Source organism: Xanthomonas prunicola, assembly GCF_025266575.1.
In the GTDB taxonomy this organism is placed as follows: Bacteria; Pseudomonadota; Gammaproteobacteria; order Xanthomonadales; family Xanthomonadaceae; genus Xanthomonas; species Xanthomonas prunicola.
Genome location: NZ_CP096142.1, coordinates 1109052 through 1126379 on the forward strand (window position 1 = coordinate 1109052; position 17328 = coordinate 1126379).

14 protein-coding genes are annotated in these 17328 nt (G+C 63.9%); 7 read left to right on the plus strand and 7 right to left on the minus strand.

Going from position 1 to position 17328, the window contains the following annotated elements; all coding sequences use genetic code 11:
* Positions 1-89 precede the first annotated feature (89 nt).
* The 6 genes from M0D43_RS04690 to trxC all read left to right on the plus strand — a co-directional run bounded on the left by M0D43_RS04690 (position 90) and on the right by trxC (position 7112).
* On the plus strand, positions 90-3263 hold the full coding sequence (locus M0D43_RS04690; protein ID WP_252163736.1) for a response regulator: 3174 nt from the start codon (positions 90-92) through the stop codon (positions 3261-3263).
* Positions 3236-4084: a CheR family methyltransferase gene (locus M0D43_RS04695; RefSeq protein WP_252163737.1), complete on the plus strand. Its 849-nt coding sequence runs from the start codon at positions 3236-3238 to the stop codon at positions 4082-4084. Before M0D43_RS04690 ends, M0D43_RS04695 begins: the two co-directional genes overlap by 28 nt.
* Entirely contained in the window at positions 4081-4665 is a 585-nt protein-coding gene (locus M0D43_RS04700) for a chemotaxis protein CheB (protein ID WP_252163738.1), read from the plus strand. The genes M0D43_RS04695 and M0D43_RS04700 overlap by 4 nt, the downstream gene beginning before the upstream one ends.
* A complete protein-coding gene (locus M0D43_RS04705) occupies positions 4662-5792 on the plus strand; it encodes a hybrid sensor histidine kinase/response regulator (protein ID WP_252163739.1) in 1131 nt (376 codons plus the stop codon). The genes M0D43_RS04700 and M0D43_RS04705 overlap by 4 nt, the downstream gene beginning before the upstream one ends.
* Before the next feature lie 365 nt (positions 5793-6157).
* Positions 6158-6523, plus strand: a complete 366-nt coding sequence (locus tag M0D43_RS04710; protein WP_101363434.1) for a DUF1428 domain-containing protein — start codon at positions 6158-6160, stop codon at positions 6521-6523.
* Positions 6524-6665: 142 nt separating this feature from the next.
* Positions 6666-7112 (plus strand): thioredoxin TrxC, encoded by a 447-nt coding sequence (trxC, locus tag M0D43_RS04715; RefSeq protein ID WP_260807994.1) that lies wholly within the window; start codon positions 6666-6668, stop codon positions 7110-7112.
* A gap of 106 nt (positions 7113-7218) precedes the next feature.
* Here the strand turns inward: trxC and M0D43_RS04720 are convergent, their stop codons facing one another.
* Positions 7219-9588, minus strand: a complete 2370-nt coding sequence (locus M0D43_RS04720; RefSeq protein WP_252163741.1) for a TonB-dependent receptor — start codon at positions 9586-9588, stop codon at positions 7219-7221.
* 235 nt (positions 9589-9823) lie between these two features.
* Between M0D43_RS04720 and M0D43_RS04725 the strand changes: the two genes are divergently transcribed.
* On the plus strand, positions 9824-11530 hold the full coding sequence (locus M0D43_RS04725; protein WP_260807995.1) for a glycoside hydrolase family 43 protein: 1707 nt from the start codon (positions 9824-9826) through the stop codon (positions 11528-11530).
* 104 nt (positions 11531-11634) lie between these two features.
* Here M0D43_RS04725 and M0D43_RS04730 read toward each other — a convergent pair whose 3' ends face one another.
* Genes M0D43_RS04730 through M0D43_RS04755 form a run of 6 tightly spaced genes read right to left on the minus strand, consistent with a single transcriptional unit; the run spans position 11635 to position 17054 of the window.
* Entirely contained in the window at positions 11635-13590 is a 1956-nt protein-coding gene (locus M0D43_RS04730) for a response regulator (RefSeq protein ID WP_260807996.1), read from the minus strand.
* The gene (locus M0D43_RS04735) at positions 13580-14455 is read right to left on the minus strand and encodes a sensor histidine kinase (RefSeq protein WP_252163743.1); all 876 of its coding nucleotides are present in this window, start codon (positions 14453-14455) and stop codon (positions 13580-13582) included. Before M0D43_RS04735 ends, M0D43_RS04730 begins: the two co-directional genes overlap by 11 nt.
* The gene (locus tag M0D43_RS04740; protein ID WP_260807997.1) at positions 14452-15465 is read right to left on the minus strand and encodes an ATP-binding protein; all 1014 of its coding nucleotides are present in this window, start codon (positions 15463-15465) and stop codon (positions 14452-14454) included. Before M0D43_RS04740 ends, M0D43_RS04735 begins: the two co-directional genes overlap by 4 nt.
* Positions 15456-15851 (minus strand): anti-sigma regulatory factor, encoded by a 396-nt coding sequence (locus M0D43_RS04745; protein ID WP_101363439.1) that lies wholly within the window; start codon positions 15849-15851, stop codon positions 15456-15458. The genes M0D43_RS04740 and M0D43_RS04745 overlap by 10 nt, the downstream gene beginning before the upstream one ends.
* On the minus strand, positions 15848-16210 hold the full coding sequence (locus tag M0D43_RS04750) for an STAS domain-containing protein (protein ID WP_101363440.1): 363 nt from the start codon (positions 16208-16210) through the stop codon (positions 15848-15850). Before M0D43_RS04750 ends, M0D43_RS04745 begins: the two co-directional genes overlap by 4 nt.
* Position 16211: 1 nt before the next feature.
* Entirely contained in the window at positions 16212-17054 is an 843-nt protein-coding gene (locus M0D43_RS04755) for an STAS domain-containing protein (protein WP_252163744.1), read from the minus strand.
* Positions 17055-17328: the final 274 nt, after the last annotated feature.

The window sequence follows — 17328 nt, forward strand, 5'->3', positions numbered from 1 at the left end:
GGCAGCAAAAAGCGTCAGATTTCCGCCGATTTGCGCGTGAAATTTATCGGCTAACATGACCGCCCTCTTAAGTTCGGTCCGCGCGCCTTATGCAAAACATCTCGACCGCACGCGACCGCTGGATTTGGGTCATCGCGGGGGCCTTGATGGCTAGCACGCTGGGCATGGAGTTGGTCACACCACTGGGTTATGCGGTGTGGCTGACCTACTTCGTAGCGGTCGGCGTGACGGTGTTTCAGAACCGTCCGCAGGTACCGCTTGTCGTGGGCGCGTTGTCGTGCGTCTTGCTGGCGATCGGCTTTGAGCTTGCGCCACCGAGCACCAACTCGAGTTTTTCATCGGTCAACCGCAGCATCGGCGGCGTATCGTTTCTGGCGATGGCGTTGGTGGTGATGCAGGCGATCCGCGCACGCCGGCATGCCGAATTCGCGCTATGGCTGCAGCAGGCAGAGAACACGGTCGAAGCCAGTTTGCGCGGCGATCGAGCGCCGCAGGAGTTGGCCGACGCCGCGGTGCGCGCCTTGTGCGAGACGCTGGATGCGCAGGTCGGCGCGCTGTATCGCATCGAAGGCGAGCGCCTGCGGCTCACCGGTGGTGCGGCGCTGCCGCCCGATCTTCCGCAGACGCTGCCAACCACTGCCGGCCAACTGGGCGAAGTACTGCAACGTGGCACGGCGCGGCGCCTGCGTGGTGTGGACGCGGGGCATTTGCAGATCGCCTCCGGGCTGGGCCAGAGTGGCTGCCAGGAGCTGCTGCTGGCACCAATCACTGCCGATGGACGGGTGATCGGCATCATCGAGCTCGGGCGCGTGACTGACCCACGCACCGCCGGCTCGCGCGAAGAAGAACTGCTGGCACGCTGCGGCGAAAATATCGGCCTGGCGCTGCGCACCGCACTGCTGCGCGCACAACTGGTGGCCTTGCTGGAAGAAACCCAGCGGCAGAGCGAAGAGTTGCAGACCCAGCAGGAAGAGCTGCGCGTTGCCAACGAGGAACTGGAAGAACAGAGCCGCAGCCTGCAGCAATCGCAAAGCGATCTGGAAGGGCAGCAGGCAGAATTGGAACAGACCAACGTACAGTTGGAGGAGCGCACCCAGGCACTGGAAGCGCAGAAGCAGGCCTTGCTGATCGCGCAAAATCAGCTGGTGCGCAATAGCAACGAGTTGTCCACCGCCTCGCGCTACAAGTCAGAATTCCTGGCCAACATGTCGCACGAGTTGCGCACCCCGCTCAACAGTGCGTTGATCCTGGCCAAGCTATTGGCCGACAACAAGGACGGCACGCTCAGCGCCGAGCAAGTGAAATACGCGCAGGCCATCCTATCGTCCAACAACGACCTGCTAACGCTGATCAACGACATCCTGGACCTGTCCAAGATTGAAGCGGGGCACGTGGAACTGACCAACGAAACCGTCGCTACCAGCTCGGTGCTGCAGCGCCTGCGCGAAACCTTCGAACCGCTGGCGCGGCAGAAAGGCCTGACATTGGAGATCGCAGCCGATGCCGATGCGCCGATGCAGCTGATGGTCGACAGCCAGCGCCTGCAGCAGATCCTCAAGAACCTGCTGGCCAACGCAATCAAGTTCACCGAACACGGCAAGGTCAGTCTGTGGGTCCAGGCGCATGCGCCGGGACGTGTGCGTTTTGCGGTGACCGACACCGGCATTGGCATTGCGCGCGAACAGACCGAAGTGATCTTCGAAGCGTTCCGTCAGGCCGATGGCAGCACGCGCCGCCGCTATGGCGGCACCGGGCTGGGTTTGTCGATTTCGCGCGACCTGGCGCAACGCATGGGCGGCAGCATCCGTGTGGACAGCGAGCCGGGCCGGGGCAGTTGCTTTACGTTGGAATTGCCCACCGATGGCGCACCTGCGGAAGTGATCAGCACCGCTGATGTGACCGCGAATGCCGCCACGGCACCGCATTCGGCAGCGGGCGGCTCCATGCACCTGCGCAGCGGCATGTCAACGGCCGCGCAACCCGGCGCGCATGCTCTTGCCGCCGCCCACATCGCTCCGCTGCCGATCGCTTCGTCCAGCGCTGCACCGATCCAGCGCGCCGACGATGATCGCGACCAACGCAGCCGTCCCGGCCGCCTGATTCTGGCGGTGGAAGACGACACTCGCTTCGCGCAGGCGCTGGTGGACCTGGCCCACGAACTGGATTTCGATTGCGTGGTGGCTCCCAACGCAGAGGAAGCGCTGCGCCTGGCGGCAGAGCTACGCCCCAGCGGCATCCTGCTCGACATCGGCTTGCCGGATGCCTCTGGCCTGAGCGTGCTCGAACGCCTCAAGCGCGACCCGGCCACACGTCACGTTCCGGTGCACGTCGTGTCCGCGTTGGAGCGCAGCCAGATTGCACTGGAGCTTGGCGCGGTCGGTTATCTCATCAAGCCGGCCACGCGTGAGTTGTTGGCCGGTGCGATCCGCCAACTGGAAGAAACCAATGCGCGTGCAGTGCGCCGCCTGTTGATCGTCGAAGACGACAGCGCATTGCGTGCGAACTTGCAGTTGCTGTTGGCGCGCGACCAGTTGGACATCGTCGCGGTCGGCAGCATCGCCGAGGCGATGGAGCAGCTTGCAGGCTCCACCTTCGATTGCATGGTCACCGATCTGGCCTTGCCCGACGGCAGCGGCTACGACTTGCTCGAACGCATGGCCGGCAACGATGCGGTCGCCTTCCCTCCCGTGATCGTCTACACCGGGCGTGCGCTCACCCGCGACGAAGAACAACGCCTGCGCCGCTATTCCAAGAGCATCATCATCAAGGGCGTGCGCTCCCCGGAGCGCCTGCTCGACGAAGTAACGCTGTTCCTGCATAGCGTGGAAGCGTCGTTGCCCAGCGATCAGCAGCGCCTGCTGCGCGAAGCGCGCCGCCGCGATGCGGTACTGGACGGCGCCACCGTCCTGCTGGCTGAGGACGACGTGCGCAACATCTTCGCGTTGTCCAGCGTACTCGAACCGCTGGGCGTGACGCTGCAGATCGCACGCAATGGCCGCGAAGCACTGGAACACCTTGCCAAACACGAGGTGGACCTGGTGCTGATGGACATCATGATGCCGGAGATGGATGGCATCACTGCGATGCGGCAGATCCGTGCAAACCGTCAATGGCAGGATCTGCCCATCATCGCGCTGACCGCCAAGGCCATGGCCGACGACCGCGAACGTTGCCTGGAAGCCGGCGCCAACGACTACATCGCCAAGCCCATCGATGTGGACAAGCTGGTGTCGCTGTGCCGCGTGTGGTGCTCGCGGCAATGAACCCCGTGGAGCTGTTCGATCTGGAACTGCGCATGCTGCTGGAAGCGGTGTACCAGCGCTATCACTACGACTTCCGCGACTACGCGGTGTCGTCGTTGAGGCGGCGCATGCGCCATGCAATGGCGCGTTTTGACTGCGCGCGCGTGGCCGATCTGCAGCACCGTTTGCTTCACGAGCCTGACACCTTTGCGCAGGCGATGCAGTTCTTCACCGTGCAGGTCTCGGAGATGTTCCGTGACCCGGCGTATTTCCGCATGCTGCGCGAGCATGCGGTGCCGGTGTTGCGTACCTATCCCTCGATCAAACTGTGGGTGGCAGGCTGCAGCACCGGAGAAGAAGTCTGGTCGCTGGCCATCCTGCTGCACGAAGAAGGGCTGCTGGAAAAGTCGGTGATCTATGCCACCGACATCAATCCCGAAGCGTTGAGCCTGGCCGAAGCCGGTGCCTACGGAATCGATCGCATTGCGCAGTTCAGCCGTAATTATCTGGATGCCGGTGGTCGCACATCGCTGTCTGACTACTACACCACCGCGTACAACGGTGCGGTATTTGACCGGCGCTTGAAGCGCAATATCGTGTTCGCCGATCACAGCCTGGCCACCGACACAGTGTTTTCCGAAGTACACCTGGTGTCGTGCCGCAATGTGTTGATCTATTTCAATCGCAGCCTCCAGGATCGTGCGGTAGGGTTGTTCTACGATGCGCTGGTACATCGCGGGTTTCTAGGGCTGGGCAGCAAGGAGTCGCTGCAATTCGGCGCGCATGCGCAGGCGTTCGAGTCGTGCGCACGCGAACAGCGGCTGTATCGGAAGGCCGCATGAGCCGCACGCCTGACGCACAGCATTTCGACGCGATCGTGATCGGCGCATCCGCGGGTGGCGTGATGGCTTTGCAGGCGTTGTTGTCCGGCCTGGCAGCGGATTTACCAATGCCGGTACTGGTTGTGCTGCATCTGCCGCGCGACCGCCCCAGCCACATCGCCGAGCTGCTGAATGCGCGCTGCGCGCTACCGGTGCGCGAGGCCGAAGACAAACAACCGCTGCTGGCAGGCACCGTCACTGTCGCCCCGCCCGACTACCACCTGCTGGTGGAAACCCGCGACAGCCTGGCGTTGTCGATGGATGCACCGGTATTGTTTTCGCGCCCCGCAATTGACCCCTTGTTCGAATCAGCTGCCGACGTGTTCGGCGACCGCCTGCTGGCAATTCTGCTCACCGGTGCCAGTAGCGATGGCAGCGCCGGTGTAGCGGCAGTGCGTGCTGTTGGCGGCACCGCCTGGATCCAGCGCCCCGATGATGCTGCCGCGTCGCTAATGCCCGCCTCCGCCCTCGCCCATGCCGGCGCCGATGCGGTGCTCACCTTGCAGGCCATCTGCACCCGACTGGAAGCCTTTCACGCATGAACCTCACCGCGACCGGCCCGGCTGCAACCAGCAACGATGCCGAATCAACCAAGATCCTGATCGTGGACGATGTGCCGCAGAATCTGGTGGCGATGGAAGCGCTGCTGCAACGCAACGGCACCCGCGTGCTGTGCGCCGCGTCCGGTGCGCAAGCGCTGGAACTGCTGCTGGAACACGACGTGGCGTTGGCGCTACTGGACGTGCACATGCCGGAAATGGACGGCTTTTCGCTGGCGGAGCTGATGCGCGGTTCGCAGCGCACCCGGCACGTGCCGATCATTTTCTTGACCGCCTCGCCGAACGATCCGATGCGTGCCTTCCAGGGTTACGAAACCGGCGCGGTGGATTTTCTGCACAAGCCGATCGAGCCGCACGTGATCCTGAGCAAGGTCAATGTGTTTATCGAGTTGTACCAGCAGCGACGGCTGCTCAAGGCGCGCAATGCCTCGCTGGAACGCGCGCTCACGCTCAACGAAACCATGATGGCGGTACTCACCCACGACTTGCGCACGCCGCTGTCGGTGATCCTGCTATGCGCGGACAAACTCGGACTGGATGTCGATGCCGGCAGCTCGGCTGCGCGCACGCTGGAGCATCTGGAAAACAGCGCGCACCGCATGTCGCGCATGGTCGAGCAACTGCTGGATTTTTCGCGCCTGCGCACCGATGGACTGCCGATGCAGTTCGGCCCGTGCAATCTCGGCGAGGTGGCGCACAGCGTGGTGGGCGAAGTGGCGCAGGCCAATCCGCACACCACCATCGACCTGCGTACCGAAGGCGACCTGGATGGCGATGGCGACGGCGACCGGCTGGCGCAGGTGGTGTCCAATCTGGTCGGCAATGCCGTGCTGCACGGCGGCCGCCATCCGGTGCAGGTGCATCTGGATGGACGCGAGCACGACACGCTGCGCCTGTCGGTGCGCAACGCCGGCCACATTCCCGACAGCCTGATGCCGCGTCTGTTCGAACCGTTCAAGGCCAGCTTCCATGCCAGTCAGGGCCTGGGGCTGGGGTTGTTCATTGCCGACCAATTCGTCAAGGCACACGGTGGCACACTGCAGGCACGCAACGAAGAGGGCGATGTGGTGTTCGAAGCCAGACTCCGCCGCCACAATCTGGCAGCCTGACCGCCGCGCTTCTCACAGCGCCTGCAACGCCAGCGGTAACAATGCTGCGTAGCCAGCGCATATCGCGCCGATGAATCTGGCGCTTCCTCCAGCGAGCTTTGGCGGCCAGGCGCCACCATCGATCAACGCACAGCATATCGACTGCCGTATCGACTGACGCCGCTCCAGCGAACCCGGCAGTCGCCCTCTGGCAGCTCATGTGACAGCCAACTCAAGCAGTGCTGCCACGCTGCATGCACCGTATGCTCGTGCGGCCAGCGCGCTGGATGCACGCTTCTGCCCCACTGCTCTCCAGTTCTTGGTCGCACCAACATCCCTTGGTTGTCCTCAGGTGCACACCGTGCGCCCTGTCTGCGGAGGTGGTTATGTCGTATATCGATGGTTTTGTGCTTGCCGTCCCCACGGCCAACAAAGACGCATTTATCGCGCATGCCCGCATGGGCGATGCAGTCATCATGGAGTACGGTGCCCTGCGCGTGGTGGAGTGCTGGGGCGATGATGTCCAGCAGGGGCAATGGACTGACTTCTATCGCGCAGTCGATGCAACCAAAGAGGAAACCGTCGTGTTTTCTTGGATCGAATGGCCGGACAAGGCCACCCGCGATGAAGGCATGCGCAAGATGATGGAAGACCCGCGCATGGATCCGTCCGTCAACCCGATGCCGTTCGACGGTAAGCGCATGATCTACGGTGGCTTCGTGCCTGTCATGACGCTTGGCCAATCGGCCTGAGCGCTGCAGCTCGCCACGCATCCGCATGCCGGTACAGCCGCCGGCCCTCGGTACAGCGTCTTTGGCATGGCAGCTACACTGGCGGCATGCAGCCTGCGCGCCGCCAGCGATCGCCGGGCAGCGCCGCCTCCTGGAGACCGACATGACCGACGCACCGCTTCTGATCGCCTGCCCGAGTTGCGCTGCGATGAACCGCATCGCGTACACGCGCCTGCGCGATGCGCCCAATTGCGGCAGCTGCCATAAGCCGCTGTTTCTGGGGACACCGGTGGCCCTGTCGGCTGCGGACTTCGACAAGCATGCGGCGCGCAGTGCACTACCGCTGGTGGTGGATTTCTGGGCGCCGTGGTGCGGGCCGTGCCTGAGCATGGCGCCGCAATTTGCCGCCGCCGCCGCGGCACTGGAACCGCAGGTACGCCTGGCCAAGGTGGATACCGACCTGCATCCGGCGCTGGGCACGCGCTTTGGCATCCGTAGCATTCCCACCTTGCTGGTCATCCACAGTGGGCAGGAGATCGGCCGTCATTCCGGCGCGGTGAGCAGTGCGCAGATCGTCAGCTGGGTGCGTTCGGTATTGGGCAATCGGTGACGCAACAAGAAGGCCAGCTGGGCATGCGCGCAGCTGGCCTGTATCCACACAAAAAACATCACTGCGGCGCTGATGCAGCAGTGAACGCAGTCAAGCCATCAATCCATTACTGCCAGTTGACGTTGAGCGACACGCCCACGACCCGCGGCTCGTTGTAGACCGCGGCCATGTAGTTTTCGATCACGCCCTTGACGTTTTTCTCGTTGGTGATGTTGCGGGCGAACGCGGCCACTTCCCATGCACCATAGCCGCCGGTATACCCCAACTTGAGGCCGCCTTCGAAATTGCCGTCGGAACGAAACTCGGTGGAGTCGTACAGCACGAAGCTGGTCTGGCCCTGCTTGTTCCAGTCGGTGGACACGAAGAACGCGCCGTCGTTGCCTACCGGGATGTCGTAGCGCGCGGCCAGGTTGAGGTTGTACTTGGGCGCGTTGGGCAGCGGGTTGCCGTCGATCTGCGCGAAGGTGTTGGCACCCACGCGGATGGTCGGGTCGTTGACCGTGCACACCACCACGCCATTGAGCGCGCAGGCCTGTGCGTAGACGCGTTTGTCGTGGATTTCGCTATGCAACAGGCTCAGGCCGGCGGTGATCGACAGGTTGGAGATCGGGCGCCAGTCCAGGTCCGCTTCCATGCCGTACGCCTTGGCCTTGTCGGCATTGAACAGCACGCCATTGCCGTCCGAGTCGTTGCCGTTGAGCTGGATGTCATCGACCGTGTAGGTGAAGCCGCTGACATTCAAACGCAGACGATTGTCGAACAGGCTGCTCTTGATGCCGGCTTCCCACGACAGGATGGTTTCCGAATCGGCGGTGGTGAAGTCCGAATTGAACACCGCGCTGCGGCCCTGGATGGTGGGGCCACGGAAGCCGCGTGCCACACGTGCATATACGCTCAGCTGCGGGTCGATTGCATACATCGCACTCAGGTCCCAGCTGGGCTGGGTATCGGACATGCGTACGTCGCGCCGGCCGCGATACGTCACCACACCGGCGGCGGTATCGGCTGTCTTGAGCAGACGGGTTTCCTTGGTGTCCTTGGTTTGGCGGATGCCGGCGGTCAGCGTCAGCGCGTCGGTGGCCTTGTAGCTGAGCTGTCCGAAGCCGGCCCACGAGGTATTGGTGTTGCGCAGGCGCACCCAGTTGTTGGGATTGCGCGCAGCGGTCTGCAGGAAATACGCACGCTGATAAAAATCGGTGGTGTCACGGCCATCGAAGTAGAACGCGCCCACCTGCCATTGCAGCGCATCGTCGCCTTCGCTTGCCAGGCGCAGTTCCTGCGTGTACTGGTCCAGATCGCGAATCTGTCCCATCGACTGACCAAAGCCGTTCGGCACGCCATTGACCGGGTAATTGGCTGCAGCGCCGCCGTCGGTATCGCCACGGCTATAACCGGAAGTGGTTTCGTAGGCGGTGATGGAGGTCAGCGACACGCCGCCGAAGTCGTAGATCGCCTTGAGCGAGCCGCCATCGGTTTGATACGCCTGCGGGTTGTCATGCGCTTCGTCGTAGGCCACGCGATCGCGCGGCACATCGACCTTGTCGCTACCGCGCGTTACTGCATTGCGCAGGAACAACGTGGAAGTGCCGTCGTAATCGCGCGTGTGCACCGAGCCCAGCAGCGAGAAGGCATCGTTAGGCTTGAGCAGCACCTGTAGACGTGCGTTGCGGTCGTTGTAGCCACCCATCGCGTCCTTGCGCGGCGTGCGTGTGCCGTCGGCGCTGCTGCCGGCGAAGGTGTTGTCCACCCAATCGTCGCGATGCTGATACAAGGCCGAGACGCGGAACGACAGCACATCGTTGATGGGGCCGCCGAAGCCGCCATCCAGCGAGATGGTGTTGTAGCTGCCGTAGCTGGCATTGACGCGCCCGGTGTAGGTATCGCTGGGCTTGACGGTGTCGAACTTGACGATGCCCGCGGTGGTGTTGCGGCCGAACAGCGTGCCTTGCGGGCCACGCAGCACTTCAACCTGATCCACGTCATAGACCGGGTTGGATTTGAGCACCACATGCTCCAGCACCACATCGTCCTGGATGATGGAGACCGGCTGCGAGGCACCCAGATAGAAATCGATATTGCCCAGGCCACGGATATAGAAGCGCGGGAAGATGCGCCCGGTGGTGGTTTCGGCGTAGAAGCCGGGCACACGCCCGGACAGGGCCAGCAGCGTGTCGTCGCCGCCGGCGGTGTACTCGCGCATCGCCGCGCCCTGCACCACGCCTACCGAGACCGGCACTTCCTGCAGGTTCTGCTCGCGGTGCTCGGCGGTGACGGTGACCGTATCCAGCGCAGTCGGGCTGCCTTGGCCCTGAGTCGTCGGCGCTTGCTGCGCAGACGCGGTTGCCGCCAGCGACGCAAGCAACAGGCCAGCGCAGGCACGCGCCAGCGGCGTGCGCTGCAACGCGGTGCGGCGGCGCGCGGCGAGCTGTGCAATAGCGGATACCGGCGACGGAAAGACAGGCGAGTACAACGACATGCGGGTTGATCCTAAGTAGTGATGCGAGGTGATGACACAGCGTCGAGGCCGTTCGGCATGGCACGCCGTCCGGCGGCGCAGCGCGGCGCCGCGCGGCGCAGCGCGCACGATATGTCAGCAATGTTGCAGCGGAGTGGCAGCCCCCCCGACCCACACACAGCCACGAGCGTGCAGACATGCCAACACGCAGCGCTGGCATCGCAAAACGTCATGCCGTGCCACCGCGCGTGGTGTCATGCTGGCGTTGCGCCAGGGCCTGGCATCAGGGGATCTCGTGAAACGACTCGGATGGATGGCCGGCCTGCTGGCCGCATTGAACTGTCAGCTGGCGCATGCCGGGACGGCGCTGATCACTCAGATCGATTACCAAGGCGACGATGGCGGCCCCGTGCCGACTGCCGCGCAATACCGCAATCCGGTCGTGGCCGGTTTCCATCCGGACCCGTCGGCGGTGCGCGTCGGCGACGATTTTTACCTGGTGAACTCCAGCTTTGGCTACTTCCCCGGCCTGCCAGTGTTCAAGAGCAGCGACTTGGTGCACTGGAATCAGATCGGCAACGCCATCGACCGACCGACCCAGATCCACTACGGCAACGACGAACTGACCCGCGGCCTGTTCGCCGCCAGTATCAGCTACCACGAAGGTACCTTCTACATCGCCAACACCTGTTTTTACTGCGATGGCGGCAATTTCCTGATCACCGCCAAGGACCCGGCCGGGCCGTGGTCGGATCCGATCTGGCTGGACGTCAAAGGCATCGACCCCTCGCTGTTCTTCGATGACGACGGCAGCGCCTGGCTGGTCAACAACGACGTGCCCGCCGGCAAGATGCGCTACGAGGCGCATCGCGCCATCTGGCTGCAGCAGCTGGATCTGGCGCGCATGAAGTTGGTCGGCACGCGGCAGGTGATCGTGGATTCCGGCTTCAAGCCGGCGACCAATCCCGAACACATCGAAGGCCCGCATCTGTTCCGCCGCGATGGCTATTACTACCTCACCGCGGCCGAAGGCGGCACCGGCGAGCAGCACGCGCAGATGATCTACCGCAGCCGCCAGATCACCGGGCCGTACGACACCTGGAGCGGCAATCCGGTCCTCACCCAACGCGATCTGGACCCATCGCGCAGTGCGCCGATTACCTCGGCCGGCCATGCGCAGTTCGTCGAACTCAAGGACGGCACCTGGTGGGCGGTATTTCTCGCAACGCGCCCGTACCAGGGCAATCACTACACCCTGGGCCGCGAGACCTTCCTGTTGCCGGTGCAATGGCGCGACGGCTGGCCGGTGGTGCTTCCGCATGGCACTCCAGTTCCCGCAATCGCCACGCGCCCCGCCTTGCCGGCAGGCACGCAGACTCTGCCCACCACCGGGCCGATGCAATGGAGCGAGCGCTTCCAGGATGCGCGCGTGCCGATGCGATGGATGACCCTCCACCCGCCGACAACGCCGTGGTATCTGCCGGGCGCGCAAGGCTTGCGGGTGACGCCGGCGAAGGTTGCGCTGGGCGATATCGGCCGTGGTCAGCCGGCCTATCTAGGCCATCGCCTGCAACATCACCACGCAACCTTGGTCGCCAGCGTGGACGGCAGCGCGCTGGCCCCTGGCGAACAAGCCGGCCTGGCAATCGTGGCCAAGGAGAGCAATTTCCTGGCCGCCATGCTGGTGCGCGACGATAGCGGCACCTCGGTGGTGCTGTATCGGCGCGCGGGAGCGCAGCAGCCACCTACCGGCACGGAGCTGGCACGCGCGCCATTGCCGGATGCCACACAGCCGGTCAAGCTGCGCGTCGCCCTGGATGCTGCGCGCGTGCACGTGGATTACGCAGTGGGTGAGGGGCAGTGGCAGACGCTGCTCGAACAAGGCGATGCGCGTGTGCTCAGCACCGAGTCGGCCGGCGGTTTTCTTGGCGCCACCTTCGGGCCGTACGCGTATGCGCGCTGAGCGGCGTGCAGAAACTGGACTGCACGCGTGGCGCATTCCCGTCCCAAGTACCAGCCGCGCGCGCTCCGCAGCTACGCATCGGCTGTACTAGCCGATCTAACGCCCTACGCCCGCGCCAGCACGCTGCTGTCGAGCATCTGTCCCACCGTGTTGAGCAGATCGTTGAGGCTGAAGGGCTTGGGCAACAAGGCCATGCCTTCGGCCAGAAATTCCTGCCGCGTGGCCGCGTTTTCGGCGTAGCCGGTAATGAACAGAATCGGCAGGCCCGGGCGTAGCATGCGCGCCACGTCGGCCATGTCGCGCCCGTTCATGCCAGGCAGGCCGACATCGGAAACCACCAGGTCGATGTGCACGCCGGTGCGCAATTGTTCCAACGCACCATTGGCATCTTCGGCTTCGATCACCTGGTAGCCCGCATCGCTGAGCACCTCGCTCACCATCATGCGCACCACATCGGTGTCGTCGACCAGCAGGATGCGTTCGTTGCGCGTGCGCGGCGCGCTCGGCGCCAGTGCCGGCAGCACCTCGTTGGCCGAGAGCCCACGCGGCAGCAGCAACGCCACCGTGGTGCCACGGCCCACGGTACTGGTGATGCGCGCGGTGCCGCCGGATTGACGTGCGAAGCCGTAGGTCATCGACAAGCCCAGGCCAGTGCCTTCGCCGATCGGTTTTGTGGTGAAAAATGGCTCGAACACCTGATCAAGAATGGCCGGCTCAATACCGCTACCGTTGTCGATCACATTCACTGCAACGTAGTCGCCGTCGTCCAGTTCCGGATCGTTGCGTGCGGTGTAGGCCTCGCTCTGGATACGAATGGTGCCCTGCCCCTTCAATGCATCGCGCGCATTGATCACCAGGTTGAGCACCACGTTTTCGAGCTGATTCGCATCGGCGATCGCCACCAGCGGCGTGGATGCAAGCTCCAGTTCCAGCTCGATGTTTTCGCCGATCGAGCGCTGCAGCATGTCTTCCAGCGAACGCACGCGGATGTTGACGTCGAACGGTTGCGCATCCAGCGATTGCTTGCGTGCGAACGCCAGCATGCGCTGGGTCAGCGCGGCGGCGCGGTGCGCCGAGCCGGTGGCGATCTCGGCCAACCGCGGCACGCGTTCGATGCGGTTGGATTCCACCGCCAGCTGGATCATGTCCAACCCGGAAATGATGCTGGTCAACAGGTTGTTGAAGTCGTGCGCGATGCCGCCGGTGAGCTTGCCCAGCGCTTCCATCTTTTGCGCCTGCAGCAGCTGGATTTCGGTGCGCTGGCGCTGCGCGATCTGATGCGCGAGCTCGCTGGTGGCGGTATCCAGCTCCTGGCGTTGCTCACGCTCGCGCAGGCGTTGCTCGGTGACGTCTTCCACCATCAACAAACCCAAATCCGGCTCGCGGTACGGCGACACCCGCCATTCGGTCTCGCACAGCTTGCCATCGCGCAGCAGGGTCAACGCACCGCTCCAGCGCTCGCGCTGCGCCAGCGCGGTGGTCAGTGCATGCACGGTGGAGGCCTGATCCAGCCCGGCAGCGTGGATCGCAGCGCCGGGCGTGGCATTGCCGATCAAACGCTGAAACGCGGCATTGGCCTCGTGCGTGTGCAGGTTGGCATCCACCACCGCAATCGGCGCGCTGATGTGTTCGAAGATTTCACGGAAGCGCGCCTCGCTGACCCGCAACGCCTCTTCGGCGTTGCGTGCGCGCAGCAGCGTGCGCAACGTGGCCACCAGCACGTTGGGGTCGACCGGATGGATCAGATAGGCGTCGGCGCCGGCCTCCAGCCCGGTGATCATGTCGCCGGTGGCAATCGAAGCAGCCGAGACATGCACCACCGGCAGCAACGCGGTGCGCGGTTCCGCGCGCAACGTGCGCACGATATCGAAGCCGCTCATGTCCGGCAGATTGACGTCCAGTACCACCGCGGCAAACGTCTGCGCGGCCAGCTTGGCCAGCCCATCGGTGCCGGTGCCGGCCTCTTCGACCACGAACTGGTGATGCTCAAGCACGCGCCGCACTGAATAACGCGTCACCGCATTGTCGTCGACGACCAGAATGTGCTGCTTACTGCCCACGTGCATCCTCCACTGCCAGCGTCACCGGCAGCACCACGTAAAATTCCGAGCCCTGCCCGACCACGCTATTGACTCCCACTCGGCCACCCAGCAACTCGGCGAACCGCTTGCAGATCGACAACCCCAAACCGGTGCCGGTCAGGCGTTTTTGCAACGGCGAATCCACCTGTACAAAATCTTCGAACAAGGCCCCGTGAAGCTCGGCCGGAATACCGATGCCGGTGTCTTGCACCCCAAAGCGCACATGGGCCTCGCCTTCCAGCTGCGCGAACACGCGCACATGCCCCTGGGGTGTGAATTTGAGTGCGTTGGAAATGAAATTGCGCAGGATTTGCGCCAGCTTCTTGTCGTCGGTGTAGAGCATCGGCAACACCGGTGGATCGTCGAAGACGAGCATGGTCTTGCCGGAATCGGTAAGCGGACGGAACATGCCGCGCAAGGCCGCGAACAGGTCCATCAGATCGAACCAACCCGGCGAAATGGTGATGCGCCCGGCCTCAATCTTGGCCAGATCCAGCAGGTCGTCCACCATCTCGGTGAGCTCGCGCGCCGAACCGCTGACAAAGCGCACCTGCTTGAGCTGCTCGGCGTTGAGCGGCCCGTCCATGCCATCTTCCAGCAAGCGGGTGATGCTCAGGATCGAACCCAGCGGGGTACGGAACTCATGGCTCATGTACGACAGGAAACGGCTCTTGAGTTCGGAGACATCGCGCAGCTGTTCGGCCTGCTGGTCGAGCTCGGCATACAGCGCCAGCACACCCTGATTGGTTTCTTCCAGTTCCTCGCGCAAGGCCTGATTCTGCTGTCGCAAGCTTTCCAGTTCGGCCGCTGCATCGATAGCCGGGACATCAGTGGTCCACTTCATTGCATGCCTCCTAAGCGCATGACGAACACACAGCAATCGTCACGGCCGCGCGTGTAATCGCGTAACAGCAGCGCCGCCACAATGCGTGGGTGGCGCGACAGCAGGCCGGGGTGATCGCGCAGATTCCAGCGCGATTGCAGGCCATCGCTGTGCATCACCAGCAGCTTGCCAGCCGCATGCGGAAAGTCGAAAGGGTGCGTCTTGCGAAACTGCACCCCGACGATGCCTGGGTGCGAAGGCATGCCGCGCACGCCATCGCCGTCGCACAGCGAAGCGACAATATTGCCTACACCGGCAAAGCGCACCTGGCCGCTGCTGCCGTCGAATTGCATGACTGCTGCCGCGCCTCCGCGCGTGCCAGTCATGCCGGCGTGCAGGCGCGCGATGCGTTCGCCGGGCTCGCCACTGGCCAGCGCGGCAACGCGCGTGCCGGCATCGGCGGCATCGGCCGCGCCTGGCCCGTGGCCCAGCCCATCGATCACGCTGACGGTCACCCGTTGCGCATCCATCGCCATGTGCCACCCATCGCCGCACACTATTTCGTTGTGCAGCGGTACGCGTAGCGCGCCGTAGGGCAGATCAAATTCCGCACGTGGCTGGGAGAACACGCGTGCCAGCACGATCGCGCCCTTGGCATCGGAATACGCGTCCAGCACCTGCGCCTGGCGCTTGATCGCGCCCAAGCCGGTGCCCGGCGTGCCGGCGGTGGAATAGCCATCGCGCAGGCCATCTGCAAGCGCAAAGCCCGGGCCCTCGTCGATGGCACACAGCTCCACGCCCATGCCGGTGTCGCGTGCAGCCACCGCAGACAGCTGCAGCAAACCACCACGCCCGTGTTTGACCATGTTGGTAGCAAGTTCGGTGGCAACCAACGCCACTCGGCCACAGCCGGCGTCATCGAAGGCAAGTATCTGCGCCAAGGCGGTTGCTTCGCGGCGCGCCTGCCCGACCTGGCTCGTTTCCTCGACACGAAACGTGCGGGTTACGGCGCCGGTAACATTCACTTCCATTTGGTGATGGTGATTCGCGTGCCTTGGCCCGGCGTTGTGTCGAGGACGAAGTCGTCCACCAGCCGGCGGCTACCGGACAGGCCCAGGCCAAGTCCACCACCGGAGGTCCAGCCATCGGTCAGCGCCAGGTCCAGATCGGGAATGCCAGGCCCCTGGTCGCGAAAGGTCAGCTGTACACCCTTACGGATGCCGCTTTCCACCAGCGCCCAATCCATGTCGCCGCCGCCGCCGTAGATCACGGTGTTGCGCGCCAGCTCGCTGGCCGCGGTGACCAGCTTGGTCTGGTCAACCAGCCGCAGGCCGCATTGCACCACCAGCTTGCGCACGGTCTGCCGCGCGAGCACCACATCCTGTTCGGTGCGCACCGGTTGCGAACCCGTCGTCATGCAGCCTCGTCGGGTTGCTGCAACAGCCGCATGCCGCGTTCGACATTGAGCGCAGTGCGTACCGAGGGCAAGGTCAGCCCCAGCTCGACCAGCGTGATCGCCACGGCCGGCTGCATGCCCACCACCACGGTCTTGGCGTCCATGATCGCGGCCAGCCCGGAGATGGTGCTGATCATGCGGCCGATGAAGGAATCGACGATGTCCAGCGCGGAAATGTCGATCAGCACGCCACGCGCGGAAGTGCTGCTGATCTTTTCCGACAGGTCTTCCTGCAACTGCAGCGCGAGCTGGTCGTGCATGTCCACCTGGATGGTGACCAGCAGCAGGTCGCCCATCCGCAGGATCGGGATGCGCTCCATATCAGCCCGCCTTGCCCACGGTCACGCCGATGCGCTTGAGCGCCAGCGCCAGCGCATCGGACAGGTTGGCCTTGGTGACGATGCCCTGCAGGTCCAGGCCCAGGTGCACGATGGTCTGCGCGATCTGCGGGCGCACGCCGCTGATGATGGCATCAGCGCCCATCAGGCGGATCGCAGTGACGGTCTTGAGCAGGTGCTGCGCCACCAGCGTGTCCACGGTGGGCACGCCGGTGATGTCGATGATGGCGATTTCCGAGCCGGTATCGACGATGCGCTGCAGCAGCGACTCCATCACCACCTGGGTGCGCTGCGAATCCAGCGTGCCGATCATCGGCAGCGCCAGCACGCCCTCCCACAGCTTCACTACCGGCGTGGACAGCTCCAGCATTTCTTCCTGCTGGCGCACGATGATGTCTTCGCGGGTCTTCTGGAACGCCTTGACGGTGTACAGGCCCAGGCGATCGAGCAATTCCGACAGCGCCCATAGCTGCTGGCCGAGGTCTTCCGGAGTGCTGGCGTATTCGCGCTGCACCAGCGCGAACAACACGCGCTTGAGCGAGAAGATGAAGTTGGCGGTTTCCTGCGAGTCGAAGCCGCGCGTGGCGCGGTCACGCGAGAGATTTTCCAGGAAGCGGCGTACTTCGCTCCACTCGGCACTGTCCAGGCTGCTACCGTCGTCTTTCAACGAGGTCACCAGCAAGCGCAGGAATTCGCCGGCCTGCGCTTCGAACTCCTGCCGCGACAGACGCGCATCGTTGCCCAGGCTGGAACCCAGCCATGCAGCCAACAACGCACTTTCCTGGCCACGAATCGCATCGATCGAGCGCTGTTGCAATGCCACCATGAGATCACCCACCAAAAGAATGAAGAGGTTGGGCATGCGGGCTGGACTGCGCCCTGACTGACGCGGCGCCCCCACGCCGATGCGTAGCAGAGTAAAGCAATTCAGATTGTGCAACCAGCGACACAACCTGTAGCGGTCATCCGGGCCCCGCCGAGCGCAGTGTGACATTGCAGCGCCCGCGCCGAACGTGCGCCGGTCCACGCCTGCGGATATGCACTGTGCCGCTAGAGATACCAGGCGAAACGACAACGATCCGCGGACAACCGCCCGACCT